Here is a 24,865-nt window from a genome sequence, read left to right on the forward strand (position 1 = left end):
CTTTCTATTAGCCCGGGGTGCCGCGCTTTTTGGCGCAGGCTCCCGGGCTAATGTGCTGCTTCGTCCCAGTTGGTGCCGGTTCCGGCGGAGACTTCCAGCGGGACACGCAGGGTGATGGCGCGGTCCATTTCTTCCTCGACGATTGCTTGGACCTGCTCGAGCTCGCCGGGGGCGACTTCGACGACGAGTTCGTCGTGGACTTGGAGGAGGACGCGGGATTGCAGGGGTTCGGCGCGGGAGGCGTCGTTAAGCGCGGCGTCGACGCGGATCATCGCGACCTTGATGATGTCGGCCGCGGTGCCCTGAATGGGAGCATTGAGCGCGGCGCGTTCGGCGTTCTCGCGGGCGATGCGATTGTCGGAGGTGAGCTCCGGCAGGTAGCGGCGACGGCCGAAGACGGTGGAGGTGTAACCGTCGCGACGGGCCTGTTCGACGACGTCATCGAGGTAGCGCTTCACGCCGCCGAAGCGCTCGAAGTAGGACTCCATGATCTTTTTCGCCTCGCCGGCGGGGATGCCGAGCTGGTTGGACAGGCCGTATGCGCTCAAGCCGTAGACGAGGCCATAGCTCATGGCTTTGACGCGGCGACGCAGCTCGGGGGTGACGTCGTCGATCGGCACGTCGAAAACGCGGGAACCGACGAAATTGTGCAGGTCCTCCCCCTTCTTGTACGCCTCGATGAGGCCGGGGTCCTCGGAAAGATGCGCCATAACGCGCATTTCGATCTGGGAGTAGTCGGCGGTGAGCAGGCACTCATAGCCGTCGCCGACGGTGAATGCGGAACGAATGCGGCGGCCGGCCTCGGTGCGGACCGGGATATTCTGCAGGTTCGGCTCAGTGGAGCTCAGGCGCCCGGTGGACGCGACGGTCTGGTTGAAGGTCGTGTGGATGCGACCGTCGTCGTGGACGGTCTTGATGAGGCCTTCAATGGTGGATTTGAGCTTCTGCCATTCGCGGTGCGCGAGTAGCTGGTCCAAAAACGGGTGCGGGTTCTTCGCCGCGAGCGCCTCGATCTCCTTCGCAGCGGTCGAATAGCCGGTCTTGGTCTTCTTCGTCTTGGGCAGCTCAAGCTTGTCGAAGAGGACGACGGAGAGCTGCTTGGGGGACGAGAGGTTGAGATCGGGTTCGTCGACAAGCGTGCGTGCTGTCTCTTCGGCGTCGGCGACTTTCTGCGCGATCTCTTTCAGCTGGGCTTCTAAGACATCGGTGTCGACGGCGATGCCAGTCTCTTCCATCTCGGCGAGGATGGTCACGAGCGGCAATTCGAGGTCGGCGTAGAGCTCGTAAGAGTCGATCGTGCGGAGCTCCTCGCTCAAATGCGCGGCGAGTTCGAGGATGGCAAGGGCTGAATCGAGGTCGGCGGTGTCGTCGTCAAGCAGGCTGAGTTGGTCGCTGGATGCCGCGAGTTGGCGCTGCAGGTGGCGCTGATAAACGTCGGCGAGGTCGTATGTACGCTGGCCGGGGCGCAGCAGGTACGCGGCGATGGCGGTGTCGTGTGCGATACCGCGCAGCGTGATCCCGCGCCCGCGCAGCATGTGCCATGCGGCCTTGGCGCTGTGGAGGTATTTCGGCGCGTCGGATTCGAGCCACGCCTTGAGCGCGGCGTCCTCCTCGGGCGTGAGGTCGCTCAAGCGCTTGGAAACGCCGTGCCGTTGCTTATCGACGACCCCCAGCGCCCACGCGTCCCCGCCCGCCGGCGTGGCGTCGCCCTGGACGAAAAGGGCGAGGCCTTGACCCTCGCGGGCTGCAAGCCATGTGTCGAGCGCCTCGTCGTCGACGGTGAGCTCCGGCAATTCCTCTGCCTGTGTTTCGGCCGCGGTGCCGTCGGTGGGCACCGCTGCGAGCACACGCTCGCGGAGATTGACGCCGAATTCGAGGTCGTCGAATGCCGTTGCCACGGCAGTGACGTCGGCGGGCTTGAGCTCGAGCTCGTCCGGACCGACGGGCAGCTCGAGGTCGCGCACCATCTGGGTGAGCTCGCGGTTGAGCTGGACCTGCTCGATGCGCTCGCGGAAATTGTTGCCGGCCTTGCCCTTGATCTCCTCGGCGTGCTCGATGAGGCTATTCAAGTCGCCGTACTGGACGATCCACTTGGTGGCGGTCTTCTCCCCCACGCCCGGAATATTCGGCAGGTTGTCCGACGGGTCGCCGCGCAGCGCCGCGAAATCCGGGTACTGCGCGGGCGTGAGGCCGTATTTCTTCTCGACTTCCTCCGGTGTGAAGCGGGTCAGGGTGGACACTCCGCGCGTCGGGTACAGCACCGTCACTTTGTCGTTGACAAGCTGCAAGTAATCGCGGTCGCCGGTGACGATGACCACCTCGTAGTCATCCTGCGCCTGCGTGGTGAGCGTGGCCAGGATGTCGTCCGCCTCGTAGTTCTCCTTGGTGAGCGTGACGATGCTCAAGTCCCCCAGCACATCCTGGATGAGCGGCACCTGCCCCTTGAATTCCTCCGGTGCTGCCGCGCGCTGCGCCTTGTACTCCGGGAAACGCTCCGTGCGGAAAGTCTGGCGTCCGATGTCGAACGCCACCGCGACGTGCGTGGGCTGCTCGTCGGCCAAAATATTCGAGAACATCGACAAGAAGCCGTACACCGCATTCGTGTGCTGCCCGCCGGAGGTGGAGAAATTCTCCGCCGGCAGGGCGTAGAAAGCTCGAAAAGCCATCGAGTGGCCGTCGATGAGCAGGAGGCGTTTCTGTGCAGAAGAACTATCAGCGGTACTCACGCCGTCCTACTCTACCTCCGGCAAGTGCGCCTTAACTGCTGGGCATTTCTTCGTTTGAGAACCCCTGCGCTATTGTTAGTCAGCACGCCCCAGTAGCCCAATTGGCAGAGGCAACGGATTCAAAACCCGTCCAGTGTGAGTTCGAGTCTCACCTGGGGCACAACACGATAACCCGAGACACCGATTTGGCTGTGTCTCGGGTTTTTCGCTGGTTGGCTCGGCTGGATGTCACCTGACGAGGCGATAGCCGACGCCGGGCTCGGTGAGCAGGTGGCGCGGGGTGTCAGCGCTCTTTGAAAAGTAGCCCAAAACGATGCCCGAAAGGTGTGTTCAGGGTTGTGTGCCAGTCCTGGGAGCGACCGACTGCCCCCCAATGCGACTAGACATCCGGACGAGCTATATAGTGCCCCTATGCATTCGGACGAAACACTTTCTCGCCTCGCCATTGACCTTGTGGCGGCGGGCAGCCATTTCACACGGGCGACGTTCCAGGCGTCGGAAAGCAAGCTGTCGTACGTCGCGTTGCGCGTGCTGGCGGCGCTGGAGCGTGAGCCAGGGTTGCGCATCGGCGAACTTGCGCGGCGCGAAGGAATAGCGCAGCCGTCCATGAGTCAGGTGATGAAAAGGCTCGTCGCCGAAGGGCTCGTTGCGCGGGAGCCATCGCCTATCGACGCCCGCGCTTACGACCTCACCATCACCGATGCCGGGAGTGCGGCGGTAAGGGAATTCCGGGAAGCGTCGGTACGCGAGCTGGTGCCTGTTTTTCAGGACCTCTCCCCTGACCAAATTGACGCTTTAATCCAGGCTGCGGAGATTCTTCCCGGCCTGTCGCAACGCCTCCGCACAACCGCAGAACGGTCACGAAAGGACGTGAATGAGTAAGACCAACCCGGAAAATATCTTCAACCAACCGATCGCTGTGTGGGCGATCGCTTTCGCTTGTGCGGTGTCGTTCATGGGGATCGGCCTCGTCGATCCGATTCTGCCGGCGATCAGCCGGGAGCTCGATGCATCGCCGACGCAGACGATGCTGCTATTCACCAGCTACCTGCTGATTACGGCGCTGGCGATGTTCTTCAGCGCTTTTATTTCCTCCCGCATCGGGGTGAAAAAGACGTTGCTGACAGGGCTCGCCCTGATCGTCGTTTTCGCGTTCCTATCGGGCGCGGCTGGATCGGTGGATGCAATCATCGGTTTCCGCGCGGGTTGGGGCCTGGGCAATGCACTGTTCATTTCGACGGCGCTGGCTGCGATCGTCGGTGCAGCATCAGGCGGTGCGAGCCAAGCGGTGATCCTCTACGAGGCAGCCATCGGCATCGGCATGGCTGTGGGACCGCTGCTCGGCGGGCTGCTCGGTGAGATCAGCTGGCGCGGGCCGTTCTACGGCACGGCAGGACTGATGGCGATCGGTTTCATCGCCATCGCGACGCTGCTGCGCAAACCTGCAAATAAGCCCGCACCCGTAACGTTTACCGCAGGATTGAAGGCCCTGCGCGAACCGGCACTACTCACACTGGGCGCGGTAGCATTCTTCTACAACTACGGCTTTTTCACCCTGCTCGCCTACTCGCCGTACCCGATCGACGAGGCGGCGGCTGCGTCGGGAAGCGAATTCGGAGCAACCGAACTTGGCTGGGTCTTCTTCGGTTGGGGCTTGGCACTGGCAGTGTCGTCGGTATTCGTCGCGCCGCGTTTGACGCAGAGCTTTGGGCTGATGCCGGTCATCTGCACGGTGCTCATCGGATTCGCGATTCTGCTTGCCGCACTCGGCTTCGCGGTGGATCATCTGAGCACACTGATCGTGCTGGTCATTCTCGCGGGCTTTTTCAGCGGCATCTTCAACACCGTGCTCACCGAGGCAGTCATGGAAGCTACTGACCTGCCGCGCAATGTGGCGTCGTCGACCTATTCGGGGCTGCGCTTTTTGGGCGGCGCCATTGCCCCGGCGATCTCCGGACCGGTCGCAGTGGCCTTCGGTTCCGGCGTTCCCTACTGGGCGGGTGCTGCAGCACTAGCGGTGTCCCTGATCATCCTCGTCGCTGGCCGGGGCGCACTGAAGAAGCTTCTCTAAGGGTTCCTGGCGGTATTCCTTCTCGATATAAAACGCCGGGCCACCGCGGTACTCGCCGGTGCTCAAAACCATCCCGGGTCACTGAAACACACGGTGACCCGGGATTTTTCTTTTCTAAATCCCGAAGTTCTTGTCGTATACAATTAACACATTGTAAAGTCCCCTTGTCATTATGAAGCGTTCCATTTACACTTTGTAAATGAAGGGAGGCCACATGAACACAGTCCGAAAATGGCGGCGCTGGCACGAGCTGTCACAGCAGGAGCTCGCTGACCGCGTCGGCGTCTCCCGGCAGACCATCGCCAATATCGAGCGGGGCAACTACTCGCCTTCCGTCTACTTAGCGCTCGACATCTGCCGTGAGTTTGAAAAATCAGTCGAAGAGATTTTTGGCCAGGAAGAGGAGAAATAATGTTCAAGACATTCGGAGACTCCATAGTCAATTACGTAGACGACACTGCCACCGACGAGTTCGAGGCCGCGACGTACCACAAGGCGAACTCGGTAGGGTTCTACACCTCGCTAATCGGCATGGCACTTGCCGGCGCGGTTCTCGCTTGGGTGCTGCCGGGCCAGGAGGCGCTCTGGTCGGGCATCGTGCTGGTCATCCCGATCATCGGCAGTGTGGCTGGTGCCCAGTGGATGCGTAAGTACGTCGCGTCGCCGGTGGCCCGCTTTCTCGACATCCCACGCAGCTTGCTGATCACCTACTTCGCACTATGTGCCGTGTGGCTTGCAGGTCTCATCATCACCGGGGGCTTCGACCCCTCAGGTGGCTTTGACAACGCCGGCGCCATCGGCGCAGTGGTCGGTGCGGTGGTCGGTGCGCTGTTCGCAGGAGCCATCGTCGGCCCCATCAGTACAAAGCGCCGCCAGCGCGACCAGGCGCGGCTCAACGCCGAGGCGGAAGACTAACGCCACGCCGGGTCCCCCCCCCCAAAGTAAGTGAAGTCTCGAGACACCTTTCCGGTTCAGTCTCGAGACTTTTCGTATGCGCCCCTGGCGCGGAGTCTTTAGTGGTGTTCGGGGGCGGGGGTGCCGTCGATAAGCTTGGCTTGCTCCCATGTGCCCGCGGCGACCATGGAAGCCTTGCGTTCCACCCAGAAATCGGCGTTGCGGATGCCGAGCGCCTCCGGGTCGAACTGCGGTTCGTACCCGGCCTTCTTCTGGCGGCGGTAATCCCACAGGCACTTCATCGCGGGGACCTGGATCACGAGGATCGCGAGGATATTCAGCCACGCGGTGGTGCCCACTCCGATGTCGCCGAGCGCCCACGCGGTGCCCGGCGTGGTGGTGGCGCCGATCCAAACGGAGACGAGAATGAGCACGCGCAGGAACCAGATGACCGCGGTACGGGCCTTCTCGCTCTTGATCCAACGGTTGAGGTACGTGAAGTTCACCTCGGCCATGTAGTAGTAGGCGACGATCGTGGTGAACGCGAAGAACAGGACAGCGAATGCGATGAAGCTGCCGCCGAGTCCAGGCGTATAGAAATCCAGCGCCGACTGGACGAATCCGGGGCCCACCTCGACACCGCCGTCGATCGAGCCGTTGTAGATGACCGGACTATCTTCGTCACCGCCGCTGTGCACACGGAACATATCGGTGGAGATGATGATGAACGCCGTCGCGGAACAGACCAGAAGCGTATCGACGTACACCGCGAAGGCCTGCACGAAGCCCTGCTTCGCCGGGTGGGAGACCTCCGCCGCGGCCGCGGACTGCGGGCCGGTTCCCTGCCCTGCTTCGTTGGAGTAGATGCCGCGCTTGACGCCCCACATGATCGCGACTCCGAGCATGCCCGAAAACGCCGCTTCCTTATCGAAGGCCGACCGGATGATCAGGCCGAAGACCTCCGGGATCTGCGACCCGTTGGCGAACAGAACGACGATGGCGACGAAGATGTAGATGACCGCCATGAACGGCACGACCATGGACGCGAACCAGGCGATGCGCTTGACGCCGCCGATGATGATAATGCCCAGCAGAACCACCATGGCCACGGCGGTCACCCAGGTGGGAACGGACCAGGCGTGCTCGACCGAGGTGGCCAGACCGTTGGCCTGCACTCCGGGCAGGAAGTACGAAGTAGCCAAAATCATCGACACAGCGAAGACGATGGCGTAGACCAACGCGAACGGGCGCGCGGCAGTATGGCGATACGCCTTCTCGATGTAATACGCCGGGCCACCGCGGTATTCACCGGTGTCCTGGTCCTTCTCCTTATAGATCTGGGCCAGGCAGCACTCGACGTAGGAAGTCGCCGAGCCTAAGAAAGCCACGATCCACATCCAGAACACCGCGCCCGGGCCGCCGAACGCGATCGCAGTGGCCACGCCGCCGATATTGCCGACGCCGACGCGTCCCGCCAGCGAGATCATCAGCGACTGGAACGACGAAATGCCGGCCGCAGAATCCTCACCCGACTTCAGCTGCCGGATCATGTCCGGGAAACACCGCACCTGGAGGAAAAGCGTTACGCACGAGAAGTACACTCCGGCGCCGAGGCACAAGAACACGAGCCAGTTCGACCAGATCGCGGTGTTGACGCTGTTAATGATCTCTTCCATGGCATGGGCCTCCGTGCTCAGGCGAATTCGATCTTTTGAATATATCCCTGGGAGGACTCCAACTTTTCCGTTTTGAGAATTTTTCTTTGCAGTTACATGAAATCTATGCAAAGCGTTCGGGCCTCTGCTGACGCCCACCGCTCCCCTCGTGACGGGCTCTGATGATGCGCGGGCTAGGGTTGAATACCGTGGCACCGCGGACAACGAGCTGGCTGCGGCGGTACGACGAGATGAGTCATGCCGCCGCCGGAGAAGTCATCGGCGAATACTCCACGAGTTTCAGCCTGGCCAGCCGCTTGCTGCCTGCGCGGGAGCGGCGTGATATCCGCAACCTGTATGCGGTGGTGCGTATCGCCGACGAGATCGTCGACGGAACGGCACGACAAGCAGGCGTTGACAACGTGCGGGTCATGCTTGACGAGTACGAAAACCAGGTCCTGGCCGCGCCCCACGAATGCTTTCACACCGACCCGATCCTGCACGCTTATGCGCTCACCGCACGACGCTGCGGCTTCAACGACGAGCACATCGAAGCATTCTTTGCCTCCATGAGGCGCGATCTGGACACGACTCGCTACTCGCAAGCGGAATTGGACAGTTATGTCTACGGCTCGGCGGAAGTCATCGGTTTGTTGTGCCTGGATGTCTTTCTCGCGGACCGGCAAGTCGCACCCGACCAGCGCGCGCAGATGGAAGACGGTGCGCGACGGCTCGGCGCCGCATTCCAAAAGGTCAATTTCCTGCGCGACCTCGCTGAGGACACGCACGATTTGGGCCGGTCCTATTTCCAGTCTTTCGGCCGCATCGACGACGCGGCGAAGGCAGCCATCGTCGCCGAGATCCGCGAGGACCTGGGTGCAGCATCAGATGCGATCGACATGCTGCCCGTCACGGTGCGCGCAGCGGTGCTCGCCGCCGCGAATCTCTTCGCTGAGCTCACCGACATGATCGACGCGATGCCTGCCAGCGAGCTGACCACGACCCGCGTGAGCGTGCCTGCGCACCGCAAGGCTCTGCTCACTGTTCAAGCTGCCGCACAAGCGGCGGGAAGAAGGTGGCGATGAGCACGACACCAGCTAATCCGCGAACCGCGATCGTGATCGGGGCGGGAGCAGCGGGACTCGCAACTGCCGCGCTGCTCGGTCGGGAGGGAATCGATGTGACGGTCATCGATCGCATCGACGAGATCGGCGGGCGCTCCGGCGAACTCACCGTCGACGGATTCCGCTTCGACACCGGCCCGTCGTGGTACCTCATGCCGGACGCGTTCGACCACTTCTTCGCGTTGTTCGGCAAACGCACGAGCGACATGCTCGAGCTCGTGGATCTCTCCCCTGCCTACCGCTTGTTTCCAGAAAAGCAGGAGCTTATCGACGTCCCGTCCTCCCCCGCCGACACCATCTCCCTGTTCGAGTCCATCGAGCCCGGTACGGGCGAGAAACTCCGGGACTACCTCGCCAGCGCTGGTGAGACGTACGAGCTGGCCCTCAAATACTTCCTCTACACCACGTTTTCCACCCCAGCGGGATTCATAGCGCCGGAAATCCGCACCAACTACAGGAAGCTGGTGAGGCTGTTGGGGGAAGGGCTGGAAGGGTTCGTCGATAAGCAATTTGCTGATGTGCGTTTGCGGCAGATGCTCGCGTACCCGGCTGTGTTCTTGTCGTCGCATCCCGCGCGCACCCCGGCGCTGTACCACCTGCTCAGCCACACTGATTTGGTGCAGGGCGTGAAATACCCGCTGGGCGGCTTCGCTGCGGTGATGCGCGCGTTCGAGTCGCTGGCCTGCGAGCACGGCGCCGATATCCAGCTCTCCACGGAAGCGACGGCGATTCATGTCGACGGGCGGCGCGCGACGGGCGTGAGTGTACGACGGTCCGACGGCACTGCCGAGGAGCTCGCCGCTGATCTCGTTGTGTCCACCGCCGACCTGAAATTCACCGAGACTCGTTTGCTTCCGCGCAGCAAGCGCACGTATGACGAACGCTATTTCGCGGCCCGGAACCCAGGCTTGAGCTGTGTGTTGCTGATGTGCGGCGTGGACGGCGAACTGCCGCAACTCGCGCACCACAACCTGCTGTTCAGTAAGAATTGGAACGTCGATTTCGACGCGGTCTTCGACGGGCCGCATGCCGCGCGTCCGCTCGATGCCTCGCAGTCGATCTACGTGTCCAAGCCCTCCGCTACCGATTCCTCGACCGCCCCTGCGGGGTGCGAGAACCTCTTCGTACTCATCCCGACGCCTTCGGCGCCCGACCTCGGGCACGGCGATGCATACCGCGAAAAAGCCAGCCCTCGCGTCGATGCCATCGCGGACGCGGCCATCGCGCAAATTGCCGAATGGTGCGCAATCCCCGATCTCGAATCACGCATCTGCGTACGCCGGACACTCGGCCCGGCAGATTTCGCGGAGCGCTACCACTCCTGGTCAGGCGGTGCGATCGGGCCCGCTCACACCTTGAAGCAGTCGGCGTTTCTGCGCGGGCGCAACGCCTCGCGGAAAATCGACAACCTGCTGTATGCCGGCGCGACAACGCTGCCCGGCGTTGGCGTTCCGATGTGCCTCATCTCGGCGGAGAACGTGATCAAACGGCTCCGCGGTGACATGTCCTCAGGACCGCTGCCCGAAGATATCTAGGCTCGGGGGTTGCCTTAGCGTGCGGGACGCGGGGCTGGTGCCGGCGCGGGTGCCGGAGCCTGCTCCTGCGACGGATGCTCTGCGCGCGGCTGCGGACGGTCCTCGCGGATCGGTGCTTTGCGCGAAATGATCCACTGCGCGCCGTCTTCGAGCATCGGGCCGCCGTACTGGGTGTGGTTGTACACGCTGAACAGCAGCGGGAGCGTCGTCGGCGACCGCTTGGCCACGATGGAAGCGAACTCCGTCATCGGTACCTGGCCGCGCAACGCCGCCATGCGCAGGAACGGGTTGACGTGGTTGCGCCACTCAGCCGGAAGCGAGCAGATCGGATCGTCCTTCCGGCACACATCGAGCACGCGCGAGCCAAGCTCGCCGTAGCCGCCCTTCAGTTCTTCGAGCGCACCGCGGTCATCGCGCGTCGCGCCAGCTGCGAAGGAGCCGCCGTTGTCCGCGAGGTGCGGGATGGAGATCAACACGGCGGAGTTGACCTTCTTCGCCGGCACCGGGCCGCGGCCGTGGCCGATATTGTTGATCAGCTTGGCACCGATATCTGCGCCCTCGGAATAGCCGGTGATGCTGAATGTCGCCTTCGGGCACATGCGCGCGAGACGGCGCATCGTTCCGGAGGCCTCCCAGTAGCCCTTATTCGACGAATCGTTGTAGCTGTACAGCGTGAAAGGGCTGGCCGCATAAGTGATCCAGACAGGCTGGATCTTGCCGCGGGTCGCACCGTGAACTCGGGTGGCCACCTCCGTCACCTTCGGCCCGATCGGCGCCTTCTCCGGCAGGAACGACGCAGTATTGCCACCGCCCGGAATGGTGATCAGGAACTCGTCGGAGCACTTATTCACATTCGGAGATTCAATCAAGGAACGCAGGTCCTGCGCCTGGGCAGGCGTCGCGCACGCAGCAACGAGACCGACAGCCGCGGCAGCCGCGGCGACGAATTTCTTCCACATGGAGGGCAGCTCCTTGATTTGAAAAGACGGAAAGAGCGAATAAGAGCGCTTGTAAATTTTCCTGTGTAAGCGTCGCTTATCTTAAGACATTTTGAATCCCTACACTAACTACACCCTGACATACCGCAGCGCACAGACGCGCGTGGGGCTGGGGGCTCTCAGGTGGTCTTATCCGCTGATAAGGCACCGTTCACGCGAATTCCACACAACGGTAATCCCAGGTACACTCACCGCCATGCGTAAAAAGATTGCTTCCTCCATCATCGCTGCTTCCCTCACCATCGCCGCGGTCCCGGCAATTGCTCCGGCCACCGCCACCGCTCAGACCAACCTCGCTGCTACAGCCGGCGCCGCTGGTGACCGCGCCAAGGCCAATAGCGACGCCGTAGGCCGCGGCATCGAAAAGGCCTTTGACCCGAACGAGTCCTCCTCTATTCCGGAAGGTTCCGGCTTCAAGGGGTTCATGAAGATGATCTTCGAGCCCTACAAGCAGATGTTCAACAGCGACCTGGAGACCAGCTCCCAGGGCGTGACCCGCACGATCATCAACTACGTCATCATCGCCGCGGGCGTGACCGTCATCGGCCAGGCCATCCAGATGGTCATGGCGAATATGCCGCGATAACCAACGCTAGGAAGATACCGACGGCTCATCGCCGTGAAGGGCCGCGCACATCCGCGCGGCCTTTTTAATTTTTCACTACGGAGCATAGTATGCTTTCCGCTATGTTCACCCGTGTCAAGACCGCTGCCGTGTGCGCCAGCCTCCTCCCCGTGGCTATGCTCGCTGGCTGCGTGACCAATGCCGAGGGCGGGAACCCTGAAGGATGGGAGGAGATCACCCCCGCCGCGGTTCCCGAGATCGCGGCGATGGTGCCGGAAGATATTCAAGCTTCCGGTCGTCTCACCGCCGGTGCCAATCCCCCATTCGCGCCGTTCGAGTTCAAGGACTCCCAGGGCAACCTCATCGGAATGGAAATGGATCTCGGTCGCGCCGTCGCGAGCGTCATGGGACTCGAATTCGCCCCGCAGGAGCAAGACTTCGCCATGATTCTCCCTGCTGTTCAGGCTGGAACGCTGGATACGGGAATGTCGGGCTTCACTGATTCGGACGAGCGCCGGGAGAACTTCGACTTCGTCAATTTCCTCTACGCCGGCATTCAATGGGCGGCGCAGCCAGGAACCGACGTCGATCCTGCACATCCGTGCGGCCTGACCGTCGCGGTCCAGCGCACGACTGTCTCGGAGACAGACGATGTCCGCCCTAAGGCGGAAAAGTGCGAAGAAGAAGGCAATCCGATGACGATCCTGTCGTATGACACGTCGGACAACGCGGCGCTTGCCGCTCTCGTCGGCCGCGCTGATGCTTTGAGCGCCGATTCCCCTGTCACGGCGTGGGCTGTGAACCGTTCCGACGGCAAGATGGAATTGGTCGGTGACATGTTCGACGCAGCGCCGTACGGCTTCGCCGTGCCGAAGGATTCCCCCTTGGGGCCGGCGATGGCCGCTGCCATGCAGCACCTCATCGACACCGGCGAATACGAACGCATTCTCGCCCAATGGGGCGTGGAAACAGGCTTGCTGGAGCAGGCGCAGATCAACGAACAGCCTGTAGGAGGGCAGTGAGAATGAGCACCCCGATAACGAAGCGGTCATCGCGCCGGAAACCCGAGCGGATCGAAGCAAAGCCCCTGCGCCACCCAGGCCGCTGGGTCGCCGCCGCGGTCCTACTCGTGCTGTTCGCGCTGTTCGTTTTCGACGCGGCACGCCGTGAGGCCTACGGCTGGGGCACGTACTGGACGTACCTCTTCGACACCCGGATTCTGATCGCCGCCGGTCACACCCTGGCCATCACCGTGCTGTCCATGATCATCGGTGTCGTGCTCGGTGTGATCCTCGCGGTCATGCGCATGTCCCCGAACCCGGTATTCAAGTCCATCGCGTGGCTGTACCTGTGGGTCTTCCGCGGCACCCCGATTTATGTGCAGTTGGTCTTCTGGGGCTTGCTCGGCGCGATCTACCAGTCGGTCAACCTCGGTTTCACGCAAGTGTCCCTCGAAGCCCTGACTTCCTCAGCATTCGCGCTCGCCGTCATCGGACTGGGGTTGAATGAGGCGGGCTACATGGCGGAGATCGTCCGCTCCGGCATCAACTCTGTGCCGGAAGGCCAAATCGAGGCATCCAAGGCCCTAGGCATGGGTTGGAGCCTGACCATGCGCCGCACCGTACTGCCGCAGGCGATGCGCATCATCATTCCGCCGACGGGCAACGAGTTCATCTCCCTGCTGAAGACATCCTCCCTCGTCGTCGCTATCCCCTACTCCTTGGAGCTCTACGGCCGTTCGCAGGACATCGCTGCGGCACTGTTCGAGCCGGTTCCGATGCTGCTTGTCGCTGCCACTTGGTACTTGGTGATCACGTCGATTCTGATGGTCGCCCAGTTCTACTTGGAGCGCTACTTCGATCGCGGCGTCACCCGCGAACTGACCGCCCGCCAGCTGGCTGCCCTGACTGATGCCGAAGGCAAGGCCCCGAACAACGTCACCGTCGTGGAAAGGAACCGTTAACCATGGCTGCTACTGCTAGCTCCCCCACTTCCGGCACCCCGATGGTCCAGGCGGTCGACGTGTGGAAGTCTTTCGGCTCCTTGGACGTGCTCAAGGGCATCGATCTCGAGGTCCAGCCCGGTGAAGTCACGTGTCTGATCGGCCCGTCCGGCTCCGGCAAGTCCACATTTTTGCGCTGCGTGAACCACTTGGAAAAGGTCACTGCAGGCCGTCTCTACGTCGATGGCGATTTGATCGGTTACCGCGAAAAAGACGGCGTGCTCCACGAGATTTCCGCGAAAGACGCCGCCCTGCAGCGCCGCGAGATCGGAATGGTCTTCCAGTCCTTCAATCTCTTCGGGCACCGCACCGTCCTAGAGAACATCATTGAGGCGCCGATCCACGTCAAGGGCGAAAAACCTGAGGACGCGAAGAAGAAGGCCTTAGAGCTCCTCGAGCAGGTCGGCCTCGCGCACAAGGCAGATGCCTTTCCCGTGCAGCTGTCCGGTGGCCAGCAGCAGCGCGTCGCTATTGCGCGCGCGGTCGCGATGGATCCAAAGCTCATGCTTTTCGACGAACCCACCTCCGCCCTCGACCCCGAGCTTGTCGGTGAGGTGCTCCGTGTGATGAAGGATCTCGCTGCCAGTGGCATGACCATGATCGTGGTCACCCACGAGATGGCGTTCGCCCACGAGGTCGCCGATACTGTGGCGTTCATGTCGGAAGGCACGATCGTGGAAAAGGGATCGCCGCAGCAGGTGCTGGATAACCCGCAGCACGAACGCACCAAAGAATTCCTGTCCTCGATCTTCTAGATCGCGCAGGAAAGCTAAGCAGCGACGTCGTCCTACCCGAACAGACCAGCGGCGCCGCGCACCAGTGCGGTCGCGCCGCCGAGGGCTGCGAGCAGCAGTGCGATGCGGTGGGCGGTGCTCCTGGAGATCCGGGGCACGAGCTTTACTCCGGTGACGATGCCGAGCACCATGCCAAGTGCGCCGGCACCCCAGATCCAGGCATTCACTCCAGCGAGGTCGGCAGCGCCGGAAAATTCTTTGATGGTGAACGAGATGATCCCGCTGACGAAGAAAATCGGCTGCAGAGTCGCGGCATAGACCCGCTGCTCCCACCGCGCCGCCTGCGCATAGACCGTGATCGCTGGTCCGGCGATGCCGGCGAGAGTGTTCATGAATCCGCCGATCACACCCGAGATCACCGCCGGTACGGGACCGTGTGGCTCAGGGACGAGCCGCCTGCCGAAAGTCACGAGCGCAAGAGCCAAAAGAAGCAGCGCACCGACCAGCACGAGCACCACGTCAGGTTCCACAGCGCGGATGAGAAGCGCTCCGGGAACCGCACCAAAGATCAGTGCCGGGGCGATCAACCAGAACTTGCGCCAGTCGATGTCGGCGCGCATGTTCACGCTCGTGATCAACGCATTCGTGGCTGCGAGAACGTTGACAACGAGAATGCCCTCGACGGGTCCGAGAATCAGGGAAAGCACCGGGCCGGCGAGGAGTCCGACGCCCATACCGGCGATGCGCTGGAAGCACGCACCGATTCCGACGGACAGGAAAACAGCGAGGACAGTCAGTCCCGCGCTCATCCTTTGTACTTGGCGTTCATGGCCTCGACCACGCAGTCGGGGACGAGACCGGAAACATCGCCGCCGTATTTGGCGACTTCCTTGCACAGCGACGACGAGATGTAGCCGTATTTCTCATCGGTCATGAGGAAGAACGTGTCCACGCCCGACAGGTGGCGGTTCATCTGTGCCATGGGCAGCTCGTAATCGTAATCCAGTGAGGATCGCAGACCTTTGACCAGCGCACCGACCTTATGTGCGGTGGTGTAGTCAACGAGTAGACCGCCCCAGGTGTCCACCGAGACATTGGGGAAATCTGCGGTGACCTCGCGGATGAAGTTCATACGCTCCTCGATGGAGAACAACCCAGTCTGCTTATTCGGGTTCGCGGTGACGAGCACGATCACCTCGTCGAAGCTTCGCGCGGCGCGAGTGAAAATGTCCAGGTGGCCGTTGGTCACCGGGTCGAAGGAACCGGGGCAGACCGCTTTCGTCATCGTTGTTCTTTCTCGTTGAGTACGTGTCTAGTTGTCGTCTAGTTCTGCACGGCTGAACGTCGCCATGTCCATACGTGCTATACCGTACAGTCGTTTCTTCAGCTTCTGGCCAGTCGGGGTGAAGCCACGGGGCCAATTCGTCTCCGGGCTTTCGCGGTGGCGTTCAATCACCACTGCTGCTTCATCGGCGAGCAGAGGGATCAGGGCGTCGAGCATTTCAGCGACTGCGTCGTCCGGCAAGTCGTACGGCGGGTCTGCGAGCACCATGCTGAAGTGCTCGCGCGGGGCACGCGGAACGTAGTCGGAGACCTTCGCCTGCTCGACGGTCACATGCGGGTGCCCCACGACATTCATGTTGTGACGGATGATGTCCACTGCATTCGGGTTGGATTCCACGAGCACGACCTCGTCGGCGCCGCGGGATGCGGCTTCGAGCCCGAGCGCACCGGAACCTGCGAATAAGTCGAGCACCCTCTGCCCCGCGAAACCGAAACGGACCTGTAGCGAAGAGAACAGTCCTTCCCGTGCGCGGTCGGATGTGGGCCGCGTTCCCTCCGGGGGAACTTTGATTGTGCGTCCGCGGGCCTCGCCCGAAATGATTCGGTTCATGGGCTCAACTTTAACGCGCAGGCCCCTTAGCTCTTCTCCAGGTACTCGAATTCTTCGAGGATTTCGTTGTCGGCGACAGTGCGGGCCAGCTCCGGATCGCTGGCGACGACGGCTTCCGCGTCATCGTAGGCACGCTGAATGATCTCGTAATCCTCAACGAGGTTGAGCAGTTTCAACTGACGTTCATTTCCGGACTGATGTGTGCCCAGGACATCGCCTTCCTGGCGGTTTTGCAGGTCGAGTTCGGCGAGCTGGAATCCGTCGGAGATCGCTGCGATCTGCCGGACGCGCTCGAATTGCGGAGTCTCTGCCTCGGCAAAGGTGTGGAACAGGCACAACGACTGGTGCCCGCCGCGGCCCACGCGGCCACGGAGCTGGTGCAGCTGCGATACCCCGAAGTGCTCCGATTCGCGCACCATCATCACGGTCGCATTCGGCACATCGACGCCGACCTCGATGACTGTGGTGGAGACCAGCACGTCGATCTCGCCAGCGGCGAAGGCCGACATGACATCGTCTTTGTCCTCGCCTTTCATCCGGCCGTGGAGAACGCCGATATTCAAGCCTCTGAAATGGGTCCGCCCAAGCAGATGGGCGATCTCGAGGACACCGCCGGGGCCGTCGATACGCGGACACACGATGTACGCCTGGTGCCCGGCGGCGACCTCCTCCTTGATTTTCTGCCACGCGCGCTCGATCCACGTGTCCATGAACTCGGGCACGATCGACGACTGAATCGGCTTTCGGCCGCCGGGCAACTCGCGCAGCGTGGACACAGCAAGGTCGCCGAAGACGGTGATGGCGATGGTGCGCGGAATCGGCGTCGCCGTCATGACCAGCAGATGCGGTGTACTCTCCCCCGCTTTGTCGCGCAGTCGGTCGCGCTGCTCGACGCCGAAGCGGTGTTGCTCGTCGACGACGACGAAACCGAGCTTGAAGAAGTCGACGCTGTCTTGAATGATCGCGTGAGTTCCGACGACGATGTCGGCGTCGCCGTTCATGATGGCGAGCAGTGCTTCCTGTTTTTGCACGGTCGACATCGAGCCGGTCAGCGCCACTACGCGAGCGTGGACGCCCGTGCGCATAAGAGTTTTACGCAGTGATTTCTCGTGCTGCAGCGTGAGCACTTCTGTCGGCGCGAGCAGTGCGCACTGCATGCCGTTGTCCACGGCTTGGAGCATGGCGGCGAGCGCCACGATGGTCTTGCCGGAGCCGACCTCGCCCTGCAGCAGGCGGCTCATGGGCGTGGTGCTGTCCATATCGGCAGAGATCTCGCCGAAGACACGCTCTTGGCCGTCGGTGAACGCGAACGGGAGGTTAGAGAGCATTTGGCTTTGCGACGCCCCGTCCACGCGCGGCAGTGCCGTCGCCGTGCGGTGACTGGCGTCCACGCGACGCAGCGCCATGATGAGCGCAACACGCAATGCCTCGTTGTATTTGAGCCGTTCGCGGGCTGCGTCCGGCCCGTCGGACATCGGATTATGGATCTGGCGGATCGCGTCGTCCAGCGAAATGAAGCCGTCCGGTGTGAAACCGAGTGGTTCCTCCACGGGCGGCAATGTGTCGAGCACCGCGTTGACCGCGCCCATGATCGTCCACGTGGAGAGGTTCTTCGTGGCTTTGTACACGGGCAGCCATTCGCGGCCGGAGAGAATCTCGTCCGGGTCGCCGAAGACAGAAAGCTGCTTCATCGAGCCCGTCGCCCCGCCTTTTGGCTGCGGCCGCTCCCCGCTTCCTCCCTTGAACTTAGGCGCGTCGAGAATGAGGAAGTCCGGATGCTGCAACTGCGGCTGCCCGTTGAAATAGCTCAGCTTGCCGGTGAACATCGCGCGGACACCGCCGTACAGCGCACGCGGTGCGTAGCGCGCACTGAAGAACGTCGCGGAAATGGTGTCGTACCCGTCAGAGATCTCCACTTTGAAGATCGGCTTCTTACCGCGAATAGTGCGCGTGGACACGACGGTGCCGATAAAGGTGATTCGGTCATCAGGAAGAGCGCCTTCGAGCGCGCTGCCATTGCCGTAGCGCAGATATTTGCGCGGATAGTGCTCGAGGAGCCCTTCGGCCGTCTCAATGCCGAAAGCTTTCGCGATCGCGCGGGCGGGACGCGTTGGGATGATCAGGTTCAGCGGCGTGGTGTAGTTGATCCCCAGCACTGCTTATTCCACCCCGATTTGGCCGATGGTGCCCAAACCATCCGCCGGGTACACGAGTACTTCCGCGTCGAGGGTCTCCGCAAGCGCGTCGGGGTCCAGCTCCTCAGCAGCATCAGAATCGAGCAGTAGCGTGACCAGCTCCCCGCCCGCGTCAAGCATTGCGCGGCATGCCTTATCGACGGCGCGTTGCACCGTTTCTTCTTCCGCCAGCACCTCGTCGACTGGTGCGACCACCGTGATGTTCCCACCAGCGATACGCACGATGTCAGCAGCCCGCATGTCCGCTGCCGCTTCGTCCATCTGTGCGGCTGCTGCTTCAAGCGGTAGGCGCGGATCGTGGACAGCCAGTGCCGCGATGCCGCCGACGAGGCTCATGGTGGACAAAATGGCGGCCTGCGCGCCCTCTGATTTCACAGCCTCCGCGATCTGCTTCAGCTCGTCTGGCCCTGCATGACCATTGGGCAGCACGACGAGTTCGCGAGCATCTGCAGCTGCAATCGCCTGTGTGATCGCCTCGCTCAAGCCGCCTTCAGATGTGACGGGGACGGCCCCTGCCTGGCGATAGAGTTCCGCGATGGACCCTTCCGGAGTCATGGCGACGATGATGCGCACGGAGGCCGGGGAATCACTGGCAGGAAGCGCATCCGGCAGGACTTCTAACCGGAGATCCGACACCGCACCGAGTTCGTAGGCGCGCTCGATGACCGCCCCGGCATTGAGCGAATGAATGTGGATCTGTGCCTCGGTGTCAGTAGCGCGGGCGATGACGAGGCTCGTTCCCATGCCCGCCAGAGTGTTCTCCAGCTCGTCGACGGGGCCTGTGAAGAAGAACATGACCTCAAGCCAGCCGGCATGCCCGTGCGATTCGCCCGATTCATTTTCGCCCTCCGCCGCAGAGTCCGCCCCAGAATCCATCGCAGAAGCCGCTGCAGAGGCCGTCATCGATGCGAGGCTGGAAGGGTCCGGTATATCGGACCCGCGCCCTGCGACTTCATCGCGCAACGCGGTGAGCAACAAGACCAAACCGCGGCCGCCAGCGTCAACGACACCCGCGTCCCGCAGTTCAGCGAGCTGCGACGGAGTCTGTTCCAATGCTTCCTCTGCCGCGGTGACGGCGGCGGAAGTGACCGCATCCAGCGGAGCTTCGCCAGCCTCGCTCAACGCTTCCTGTGCCGCGGTAGCTGCCTCGCGCAGCACAGTCACGATGGTGCCTTCTACCGGATCAGTGATGGCACGCTCGACGTAAACAACGGCGTTGCTCAACGCGTCGGCCACGCTCGCGGCGTCTAAGTCGCCCTCAGCTGCTGCCTGGGCAACGCCGCGCAGTACCTGGGAGAGCACGACTCCGGAATTGCCGCGTGCCCCCTTGATGCTTCCTACTGCCAAGGCCGATGCGATATCGGCGGAACTCGCCGGGGACTCCACTGTTTCGGCGTTCTCGAGGGCCGCCGACATCGTGTGGGCCATATTCGAGCCAGTGTCCGAATCCGGCACCGGAAAGACATTGAGCCTGTTGATCTCCTCGCGGTGGACTTTCAATACCTGCACGGTACGGCGCGCCCACGACAGCAGTTGGGCACCATCGATCACCGCAGGACTAGTCATGGGGCCTAACTTTACAGTGCCCAGTCCACACCGTCCGCGCCCTGCGCCCGCAGCGCTTCATTAGCGCGGGAGAACGGGCGGGAGCCGAAGAAGCCCCGGCGTGCCGACAGCGGCGACGGGTGCGCGGATTCGATGCAGGGAGTCTCGCCCAAGAAACGCTTCGCTGTCTGCGCGTCACGGCCCCACAAAATGGCTACCAACGGTGCATCGCGTTCGGCGAGAGCGCGGATCGCCATCTCAGTGACCTTTTCCCACCCTTTGCCGCGGTGCGAACCAGGCTGACCGGGTGCGACGGTGAGCACGCGGTTTAACAGCAAGATGCCCTGCCCCGCCCACGACGACAAATCGCCATCGGAACGCGGCGGAATGCCCAAATCATCCTTCAATTCAGCGTAAATATTCACGAGCGAGCGGGGCGGGGCGACTCCTGGTTGCGTCGAAAAGCTCAAACCCATCGGGTGTCCCGGTGTCGGGTACGGGTCCTGGCCGACGATGAGCACGCGCACGTCATCAAACGGGTCCTGGAAAGCGCGGAGAATATCGTTGCCCGCTGGCAGGTACGCGGGCTGGGCGCGGAGGAAATCGCCAAGCTGGTGGATATCGTCTTCTACTGGGGCGAGCGGTTCCGCCCACGACGGATGGACCGGCAGACTCATGCGAAGCTCTCCCATCCCCCGCCGTACTCCGGGGTCTCGCCGTCGACTGTCACTGCGACCTCATCATCAGAGCCTGGCTTCGACGTGGTGCCGATGGTGCGGAAGCCGACTGGGGCATCACCGCTGATCGTTCCCAGCAAGGTGTGGTCCTCCCCGCCCTCGTAGACCCACTTCCACGGGTCGCAGTCAAGGAATTCGCCGGCGTTGACCAACAGCTCGTCCGGGGCGATCGTGGAGGAATCGATATCAATATTCACGCCGGACCGCGCCGCCAGAAGCTTCAGGTCATGAAGCAGACCATCGGAATTATCAGTCATGCTCGTCGCGCCAGCGGAGCGAGCAATCACCCCGCTGCCGGGCGCGATCTCTGGGGCCTGATATGCCTCAACGAGCGGGACGAATTCCTCTGGGATGTCGCGGCCGGACTCGAGCAGCGCCAAGCCGGCGGCTGAGTAGCCGATCTTTCCGTGGGCAACGAGTTTTTGGCCTGCACGCGCGCCGTCCAAGGTCAGGGCCCAGCGGTTGCCGCCCAGCGAACCGATCGCGGTGACGGACAGGACCAAGCTGTCGCCCGAGGTGACATCGCCGCCGACGAGTTCCGCAGCATATTTACCTACCTCATCGCCAATCCCACGGGCGAGATCGGTCACTACCGCGACGGGCAAATCCTTTGGAGCTGAAAGGGACAACAGCGCCGCGAGCGGTCGTGCGCCCATCGCCTCGATGTCCGCGAAATTCTGCACGATCGCTTTACGGCCGACCTGCCGTGGCGTGGTCACATCCCAACGAAAGTGACGCCCCTCCACGAGCATGTCAGTGGTGGCCACGACCCGCGAATTAGGCGAAGATCTGTGCAGCACCGCTGCATCATCACCGTTGATCGACGACGGTGTCACGTCCACGATGGACTGAATCACGGCACGCTCCCCGACATCCCCGAGCGTAGGTCCGCCCGATGGAAAACCAGTCTGAATCACGGTCGATGAGCGCCTTTCCTTCGTTGGTGCTGCGATGCGACGTTCCAGCCGCGGAACGCACTAATACAATGAGCCGCTATGACCACCAGCAGGACGACCACGGAACTCCCCGCCGACCACAGCAACCAGGACACCGACACAGTCATGCGGCGCCCGCTCATCCTTCTCAGCCTCGGGCTTGCTCTGCTACTCGTCGCCGGTGTGCTGATCGGCTCCAAGCTGTACCTCAAGCAGCTTAACAACCAGCCGGTGGCCTTGACGGAGTTACCGTCGCCCGACGCTGACTCACCCGAGTGCGCGTCCCTGATTGAATCTCTTCCAGACGAAGTCACCGGCCACCGGCGGGCGACTTTGGCTGACCCCAAACCAGCTGGCGCGGCAGCATGGCAGACGTCTTCGACCGACCGCGTGACACTGCGTTGCGGCGTCGATGCCCCCGTGCAGTTCACTGAACTCACCTCCACGAAGAAGATCCGGGGCGTGGAATGGATGAAGGTCAGTGACCCGACACCAGAGTCGAACCTGACCACGTGGTTCACCGTGGACCGCTCCCCCGTTGTTGCGGTCACTGCCGATAACCCCGCTGAATCAGGCTCGCCAGTGGAGGATATAGATCTCAGTGCCCTGCCTCAGGCAGATCCCGCGCCGGGGAAGGCGCCGTTGGCGGAGCTGGAGGCGTCGATAAGCGATGGCTCTGGCGATGTCTGCCGTGAGTTGGTGGCGGCGTTGCCCGCTGATCTCGCTGGCGGCTATACGCGTCTCGATGTCTCTGGCGTGGACGGGCTCGGGGAAAATGCTGCCGCGTGGGGCGCTGACGGGCTGGAGCCTGTGGTGCTGAAGTGCGGTGTCGCCCCGCCGCCGAGCTACGAAGCTGGCGCGCAGTTGACTCAAGTCAACGATGTGCCGTGGTTCGAAGAGACCAGCAGCAATGCCGCGTCGCAGGCGACTGTGTTGTATGCGCTGGGGCGCGCTGCTGAGATCGCCGTATCCGTCCCTGTGGGTGCGGGCGATGGCGCGCTGACGAACCTCTCGGACGCTATTTCGCAGACCGTTCCAGCGCAGTAGCGATCAGCGTCTCCAATAGCTCGCCGTACGTCATGCCGGCGGCGAGGAAGACATGCGGGTACATCGAAATCGACGTGAAGCCCGGCATGGTGTTGACCTCGTTGAGCATCGGTCCTGATTCGGTGACGAAGAAGTCCACGCGGGCGAGGCCCTGGCAGCTCAGTGCGCGGAATGTGGTGAGCGCAAGGTCCGCGAGCTGTTCGTTGAGCTCCTCATCGTAGCCCGCGGGAATGGTCGCGGTGACAACGTTGTCGAGGTATTTGGTCTCAAAGCCGTAAAAACCCTCGTCCGAGTCGGCTGTGCCGTTGAGCTTCGCCGGCGGGGATGCGACGAGCTCGCCGTCGGGGCGCTCCAGCACGCCCACCTCCACCTCGTCGCCGATCAGCTCGGCTTCGATGATGACTTTGGTGTCGTACTCGCGCGCCGCATTCACCGCGCGATCGAGGTCCTCCCAGGCCGTGACTTTGGTGATGCCGATCGAGGAGCCTCCTCGCGCCGGCTTCACAAAGACCGGCAGCCCGAGGTACTCGCGCACCCCGTCGTCGACTGCTGCTGTGTCAACGCCGTCATGAAGGATGAATTCCCGCGTGACCGGCACCCCGGCAGAACGCGCGATGGTCTTGGTGAACTCCTTGTCCATGGAGCACGCCGACGACAACACGCCCGGGCCGACATACGGCACGCCAGCGAGGTCGAGCAATCCCTGGATCGTTCCGTCCTCGCCGTAGGTGCCGTGCAGCACCGGAAAGACCGCGTCGACGGTGGCCAGAACCTCGCCGGTATTGGGGTCGTAGAACTCGCCGCGGCGCGTGGAGTTCACCGACAGGGCGACCTCGCGCCCACCGTCGACGGTGGGCAGTGTTGAATCCCCGACCGGATCAGTCGAGCCCGCCACCCACGTGCCGTCTTTGGTGATCCCCACCGGGAAAATCTCGTACTTCTCACGGGGAAGCTCCGCCATGATGGCGCCGGCGGAAATGCAGGAAATGGAATGTTCGGAGGACATTCCACCGTAAATGACGGCGAGTGTGATCATGGTGACCACACTACAAGCCGTTATTCGGATTTCTTGGAACGGCCCATCAGCGCGGCAATCATGTCGTCGACACGCAGATCCTTGTGGCAGACCGAGAACACCGCTTCCGTCAGCGGCATGTCCACGCCATTGTCAAGGGCAAGCTCGTAGATACTCTGCGAGCTGGTCACGCCCTCCGCGACCTGACCGTTGGTGGCCTTGCGTGCCTCATCCAAGGTCATGCCGCGGCCGAGACGCTCACCGAAGGTGCGGTTGCGCGACAGCTTCGAACCGCAGGTAGCGACCAGGTCGCCCAAGCCGGCCAGGCCGGCGAATGTGCGCTGATCCGCGCCGAGCTGGATGCCGAGACGGGTGATCTCCGCCAGCCCACGGGTGATCAAGGTGGCTTGGGTGTTCTCCCCCATTTCCTTGCCGGCGGCCATTCCGCACGCGAGAGCGATCACGTTCTTGCACGCGCCGCCGATCTCGCAGCCGACTACATCGGTGTTGGTGTACGGGCGCACATAAGTCGTGGCGCAGGCAGCCTGGACGAGCTTTGCTCGGTTCAGGTCCGAGCAGGCAATGACGGTGGCGGCGGGCTGCTCGTCGGCGACTTCACGGGCGAGATTCGGTCCGGTCAGCACCGCGATGCGGGACGGGTCAATGCCGGTCACTTCCGCGATGACCTCACTCATGCGCTTAAAGGTGCCCGCTTCGATGCCTTTAGAGATGGACACCACAGTCGATTCGCTCGGAATGTGCGGCGCCCAATTAGCGAGGTTCTCGCGCATCGTCTGGCTCGGCACCGCTGGAACGACAATCTGCGCGTTCTCGATGGCGGCTGCGGCGTCGTCGGTCGCCTCGATGGCCTCCGGCAACACGATCCCGTCCAAGTAGTCTGCGTTGATCCGCGTCTGCTGGATCGCGTTAGCCAATTCCGTGCGGCGTGCCCACAGGCTCACGGAATTGCCGGCGTCAGCGAAGACTTTCGCCAACGACGTGCCCCACGAACCTGCGCCCAAGACTGCAACCTTGACCATGCGCGCGCCGCCTTTCTTTTTCACTTACTCTCGTTAGTCGTCCGCACGGCCCCGGCACGTGTTTCGGGCCCGAACGGATTTGTGCTCGTCACAGTGTAAAGCACCACGAAACCGAATTCAGGGTTATGCGCACCCGCACCAGATGCGGGACAA

Annotated in this window: 23 protein-coding genes and 1 tRNA gene; 12 read left to right on the forward strand and 12 right to left on the reverse strand. The window is 62.5% G+C overall.

Going from position 1 to position 24,865, the window contains the following annotated elements; genetic code table 11:
• Window positions 1-47 precede the first annotated feature (47 nt).
• Entirely contained in the window at window positions 48-2,726 is a 2,679-nt protein-coding gene (gene polA / locus J5Y21_RS01620) for a DNA polymerase I (RefSeq protein ID WP_349236904.1), read from the reverse strand.
• Window positions 2,727-2,812: 86 nt separating this feature from the next.
• On the opposite strand from polA, the gene J5Y21_RS01625 reads away from it, so the two are divergent.
• From J5Y21_RS01625 to J5Y21_RS01645, 5 genes are all read left to right on the forward strand, one after another.
• Window positions 2,813-2,886: transfer RNA gene (locus J5Y21_RS01625), tRNA-Leu, on the forward strand.
• A 251-nt stretch (window positions 2,887-3,137) separates the two neighbouring features.
• The gene (locus tag J5Y21_RS01630) at window positions 3,138-3,608 is read left to right on the forward strand and encodes a MarR family transcriptional regulator (RefSeq protein WP_210572113.1); all 471 of its coding nucleotides are present in this window, start codon (window positions 3,138-3,140) and stop codon (window positions 3,606-3,608) included.
• Complete coding sequence (locus J5Y21_RS01635) at window positions 3,601-4,797, forward strand: MFS transporter (protein WP_210572114.1); 1,197 nt, start codon at window positions 3,601-3,603, stop codon at window positions 4,795-4,797. The genes J5Y21_RS01630 and J5Y21_RS01635 overlap by 8 nt, the downstream gene beginning before the upstream one ends.
• Before the next feature lie 214 nt (window positions 4,798-5,011).
• Window positions 5,012-5,209, forward strand: coding sequence for a helix-turn-helix transcriptional regulator (locus tag J5Y21_RS01640; protein WP_246874842.1), 198 nt, complete (start codon window positions 5,012-5,014; stop codon window positions 5,207-5,209).
• Entirely contained in the window at window positions 5,209-5,712 is a 504-nt protein-coding gene (locus tag J5Y21_RS01645) for a hypothetical protein (RefSeq protein WP_210572116.1), read from the forward strand. Before J5Y21_RS01640 ends, J5Y21_RS01645 begins: the two co-directional genes overlap by 1 nt.
• Before the next feature lie 98 nt (window positions 5,713-5,810).
• Here J5Y21_RS01645 and J5Y21_RS01650 read toward each other — a convergent pair whose 3' ends face one another.
• Entirely contained in the window at window positions 5,811-7,367 is a 1,557-nt protein-coding gene (locus J5Y21_RS01650; RefSeq protein WP_210572117.1) for an alanine/glycine:cation symporter family protein, read from the reverse strand.
• A 230-nt stretch (window positions 7,368-7,597) separates the two neighbouring features.
• Between J5Y21_RS01650 and J5Y21_RS01655 the strand changes: the two genes are divergently transcribed.
• Both J5Y21_RS01655 and crtI read left to right on the forward strand, forming a co-directional pair.
• Complete coding sequence (locus J5Y21_RS01655) at window positions 7,598-8,431, forward strand: phytoene/squalene synthase family protein (RefSeq protein WP_246874859.1); 834 nt, start codon at window positions 7,598-7,600, stop codon at window positions 8,429-8,431.
• Window positions 8,428-10,005: a phytoene desaturase family protein gene (crtI, locus tag J5Y21_RS01660; RefSeq protein WP_210572118.1), complete on the forward strand. Its 1,578-nt coding sequence runs from the start codon at window positions 8,428-8,430 to the stop codon at window positions 10,003-10,005. The genes J5Y21_RS01655 and crtI overlap by 4 nt, the downstream gene beginning before the upstream one ends.
• 14 nt (window positions 10,006-10,019) lie before the next feature.
• Here the strand turns inward: crtI and J5Y21_RS01665 are convergent, their stop codons facing one another.
• Window positions 10,020-10,964 (reverse strand): cutinase family protein, encoded by a 945-nt coding sequence (locus tag J5Y21_RS01665; protein ID WP_210572119.1) that lies wholly within the window; start codon window positions 10,962-10,964, stop codon window positions 10,020-10,022.
• A 235-nt stretch (window positions 10,965-11,199) separates the two neighbouring features.
• Here J5Y21_RS01665 and J5Y21_RS01670 point away from each other — a divergent pair, with 235 nt between their 5' ends.
• The 4 genes from J5Y21_RS01670 to J5Y21_RS01685 all read left to right on the forward strand — a co-directional run bounded on the left by J5Y21_RS01670 (window position 11,200) and on the right by J5Y21_RS01685 (window position 14,325).
• On the forward strand, window positions 11,200-11,589 hold the full coding sequence (locus J5Y21_RS01670) for a hypothetical protein (protein WP_210572121.1): 390 nt from the start codon (window positions 11,200-11,202) through the stop codon (window positions 11,587-11,589).
• Window positions 11,590-11,690: 101 nt separating this feature from the next.
• The gene (locus J5Y21_RS01675; protein ID WP_210572123.1) at window positions 11,691-12,590 is read left to right on the forward strand and encodes an ABC transporter substrate-binding protein; all 900 of its coding nucleotides are present in this window, start codon (window positions 11,691-11,693) and stop codon (window positions 12,588-12,590) included.
• Between the two features lie 2 nt (window positions 12,591-12,592).
• Entirely contained in the window at window positions 12,593-13,531 is a 939-nt protein-coding gene (locus J5Y21_RS01680) for an amino acid ABC transporter permease (RefSeq protein WP_210572125.1), read from the forward strand.
• A 2-nt stretch (window positions 13,532-13,533) separates the two neighbouring features.
• Window positions 13,534-14,325, forward strand: coding sequence for an amino acid ABC transporter ATP-binding protein (locus tag J5Y21_RS01685; protein WP_282597844.1), 792 nt, complete (start codon window positions 13,534-13,536; stop codon window positions 14,323-14,325).
• A gap of 32 nt (window positions 14,326-14,357) precedes the next feature.
• Here J5Y21_RS01685 and J5Y21_RS01690 read toward each other — a convergent pair whose 3' ends face one another.
• Genes J5Y21_RS01690 through J5Y21_RS01720 form a run of 7 tightly spaced genes read right to left on the reverse strand, consistent with a single transcriptional unit; the run spans window position 14,358 to window position 21,592 of the window.
• The gene (locus J5Y21_RS01690) at window positions 14,358-15,113 is read right to left on the reverse strand and encodes a sulfite exporter TauE/SafE family protein (RefSeq protein ID WP_210572140.1); all 756 of its coding nucleotides are present in this window, start codon (window positions 15,111-15,113) and stop codon (window positions 14,358-14,360) included.
• On the reverse strand, window positions 15,110-15,589 hold the full coding sequence (coaD, locus tag J5Y21_RS01695; protein WP_210572142.1) for a pantetheine-phosphate adenylyltransferase: 480 nt from the start codon (window positions 15,587-15,589) through the stop codon (window positions 15,110-15,112). The genes J5Y21_RS01690 and coaD overlap by 4 nt, the downstream gene beginning before the upstream one ends.
• 27 nt (window positions 15,590-15,616) lie before the next feature.
• Entirely contained in the window at window positions 15,617-16,198 is a 582-nt protein-coding gene (locus J5Y21_RS01700) for an RsmD family RNA methyltransferase (protein ID WP_210572143.1), read from the reverse strand.
• Window positions 16,199-16,224: 26 nt separating this feature from the next.
• Complete coding sequence (locus tag J5Y21_RS01705) at window positions 16,225-18,354, reverse strand: ATP-dependent DNA helicase RecG (protein WP_210572144.1); 2,130 nt, start codon at window positions 18,352-18,354, stop codon at window positions 16,225-16,227.
• 3 nt (window positions 18,355-18,357) lie between these two features.
• On the reverse strand, window positions 18,358-19,959 hold the full coding sequence (locus tag J5Y21_RS01710; RefSeq protein ID WP_210572145.1) for a DAK2 domain-containing protein: 1,602 nt from the start codon (window positions 19,957-19,959) through the stop codon (window positions 18,358-18,360).
• An 11-nt stretch (window positions 19,960-19,970) separates the two neighbouring features.
• The gene (locus J5Y21_RS01715; protein WP_210572146.1) at window positions 19,971-20,615 is read right to left on the reverse strand and encodes a uracil-DNA glycosylase; all 645 of its coding nucleotides are present in this window, start codon (window positions 20,613-20,615) and stop codon (window positions 19,971-19,973) included.
• Window positions 20,612-21,592 (reverse strand): thiamine-phosphate kinase, encoded by a 981-nt coding sequence (locus tag J5Y21_RS01720; RefSeq protein ID WP_210572147.1) that lies wholly within the window; start codon window positions 21,590-21,592, stop codon window positions 20,612-20,614. Before J5Y21_RS01720 ends, J5Y21_RS01715 begins: the two co-directional genes overlap by 4 nt.
• A gap of 78 nt (window positions 21,593-21,670) precedes the next feature.
• Between J5Y21_RS01720 and J5Y21_RS01725 the strand changes: the two genes are divergently transcribed.
• Window positions 21,671-22,657 (forward strand): DUF3515 domain-containing protein, encoded by a 987-nt coding sequence (locus J5Y21_RS01725; protein WP_246874843.1) that lies wholly within the window; start codon window positions 21,671-21,673, stop codon window positions 22,655-22,657.
• On the opposite strand, the gene J5Y21_RS01730 is transcribed toward J5Y21_RS01725, so the two are convergent.
• Complete coding sequence (locus tag J5Y21_RS01730) at window positions 22,629-23,693, reverse strand: D-alanine--D-alanine ligase family protein (protein ID WP_210572148.1); 1,065 nt, start codon at window positions 23,691-23,693, stop codon at window positions 22,629-22,631. The genes J5Y21_RS01725 and J5Y21_RS01730 overlap by 29 nt on opposite strands.
• Window positions 23,694-23,713: 20 nt before the next feature.
• Window positions 23,714-24,712, reverse strand: coding sequence for an NAD(P)H-dependent glycerol-3-phosphate dehydrogenase (locus J5Y21_RS01735; RefSeq protein ID WP_210572294.1), 999 nt, complete (start codon window positions 24,710-24,712; stop codon window positions 23,714-23,716).
• Window positions 24,713-24,865 lie beyond the last annotated feature (153 nt).

Origin of the sequence: Corynebacterium sp. Marseille-P3884 (assembly GCF_017942225.1) — a bacterium.
Taxonomy (GTDB): domain Bacteria; phylum Actinomycetota; class Actinomycetes; order Mycobacteriales; family Mycobacteriaceae; genus Corynebacterium.

What these genes read in the sequence shown, in the direction of transcription:
- J5Y21_RS01630 (WP_210572113.1), top strand. Translation starts at nt 3,138, where the DNA reads ATGCATTCGGACGAAACACTTTCTCGCCTCGCCATTGACCTTGTGGCG.
- J5Y21_RS01635 (WP_210572114.1), top strand. Translation starts at nt 3,601, where the DNA reads ATGAGTAAGACCAACCCGGAAAATATCTTCAACCAACCGATCGCTGTG.
- J5Y21_RS01640 (WP_246874842.1), top strand. Translation starts at nt 5,012, where the DNA reads ATGAACACAGTCCGAAAATGGCGGCGCTGGCACGAGCTGTCACAGCAG.
- J5Y21_RS01645 (WP_210572116.1), top strand. Translation starts at nt 5,209, where the DNA reads ATGTTCAAGACATTCGGAGACTCCATAGTCAATTACGTAGACGACACT.
- J5Y21_RS01650 (WP_210572117.1), bottom strand. Translation starts at nt 7,367, where the DNA reads ATGGAAGAGATCATTAACAGCGTCAACACCGCGATCTGGTCGAACTGG.
- J5Y21_RS01655 (WP_246874859.1), top strand. Translation starts at nt 7,598, where the DNA reads ATGAGTCATGCCGCCGCCGGAGAAGTCATCGGCGAATACTCCACGAGT.
- crtI (WP_210572118.1), top strand. Translation starts at nt 8,428, where the DNA reads ATGAGCACGACACCAGCTAATCCGCGAACCGCGATCGTGATCGGGGCG.
- J5Y21_RS01665 (WP_210572119.1), bottom strand. Translation starts at nt 10,964, where the DNA reads ATGTGGAAGAAATTCGTCGCCGCGGCTGCCGCGGCTGTCGGTCTCGTT.
- J5Y21_RS01670 (WP_210572121.1), top strand. Translation starts at nt 11,200, where the DNA reads ATGCGTAAAAAGATTGCTTCCTCCATCATCGCTGCTTCCCTCACCATC.
- J5Y21_RS01675 (WP_210572123.1), top strand. Translation starts at nt 11,691, where the DNA reads ATGTTCACCCGTGTCAAGACCGCTGCCGTGTGCGCCAGCCTCCTCCCC.
- J5Y21_RS01680 (WP_210572125.1), top strand. Translation starts at nt 12,593, where the DNA reads ATGAGCACCCCGATAACGAAGCGGTCATCGCGCCGGAAACCCGAGCGG.
- J5Y21_RS01685 (WP_282597844.1), top strand. Translation starts at nt 13,534, where the DNA reads ATGGCTGCTACTGCTAGCTCCCCCACTTCCGGCACCCCGATGGTCCAG.
- J5Y21_RS01690 (WP_210572140.1), bottom strand. Translation starts at nt 15,113, where the DNA reads ATGAGCGCGGGACTGACTGTCCTCGCTGTTTTCCTGTCCGTCGGAATC.
- coaD (WP_210572142.1), bottom strand. Translation starts at nt 15,589, where the DNA reads ATGACGAAAGCGGTCTGCCCCGGTTCCTTCGACCCGGTGACCAACGGC.
- J5Y21_RS01700 (WP_210572143.1), bottom strand. Translation starts at nt 16,198, where the DNA reads ATGAACCGAATCATTTCGGGCGAGGCCCGCGGACGCACAATCAAAGTT.
- J5Y21_RS01710 (WP_210572145.1), bottom strand. Translation starts at nt 19,959, where the DNA reads ATGACTAGTCCTGCGGTGATCGATGGTGCCCAACTGCTGTCGTGGGCG.
- J5Y21_RS01715 (WP_210572146.1), bottom strand. Translation starts at nt 20,615, where the DNA reads ATGAGTCTGCCGGTCCATCCGTCGTGGGCGGAACCGCTCGCCCCAGTA.
- J5Y21_RS01725 (WP_246874843.1), top strand. Translation starts at nt 21,671, where the DNA reads ATGACCACCAGCAGGACGACCACGGAACTCCCCGCCGACCACAGCAAC.
- J5Y21_RS01730 (WP_210572148.1), bottom strand. Translation starts at nt 23,693, where the DNA reads ATGATCACACTCGCCGTCATTTACGGTGGAATGTCCTCCGAACATTCC.
- J5Y21_RS01735 (WP_210572294.1), bottom strand. Translation starts at nt 24,712, where the DNA reads ATGGTCAAGGTTGCAGTCTTGGGCGCAGGTTCGTGGGGCACGTCGTTG.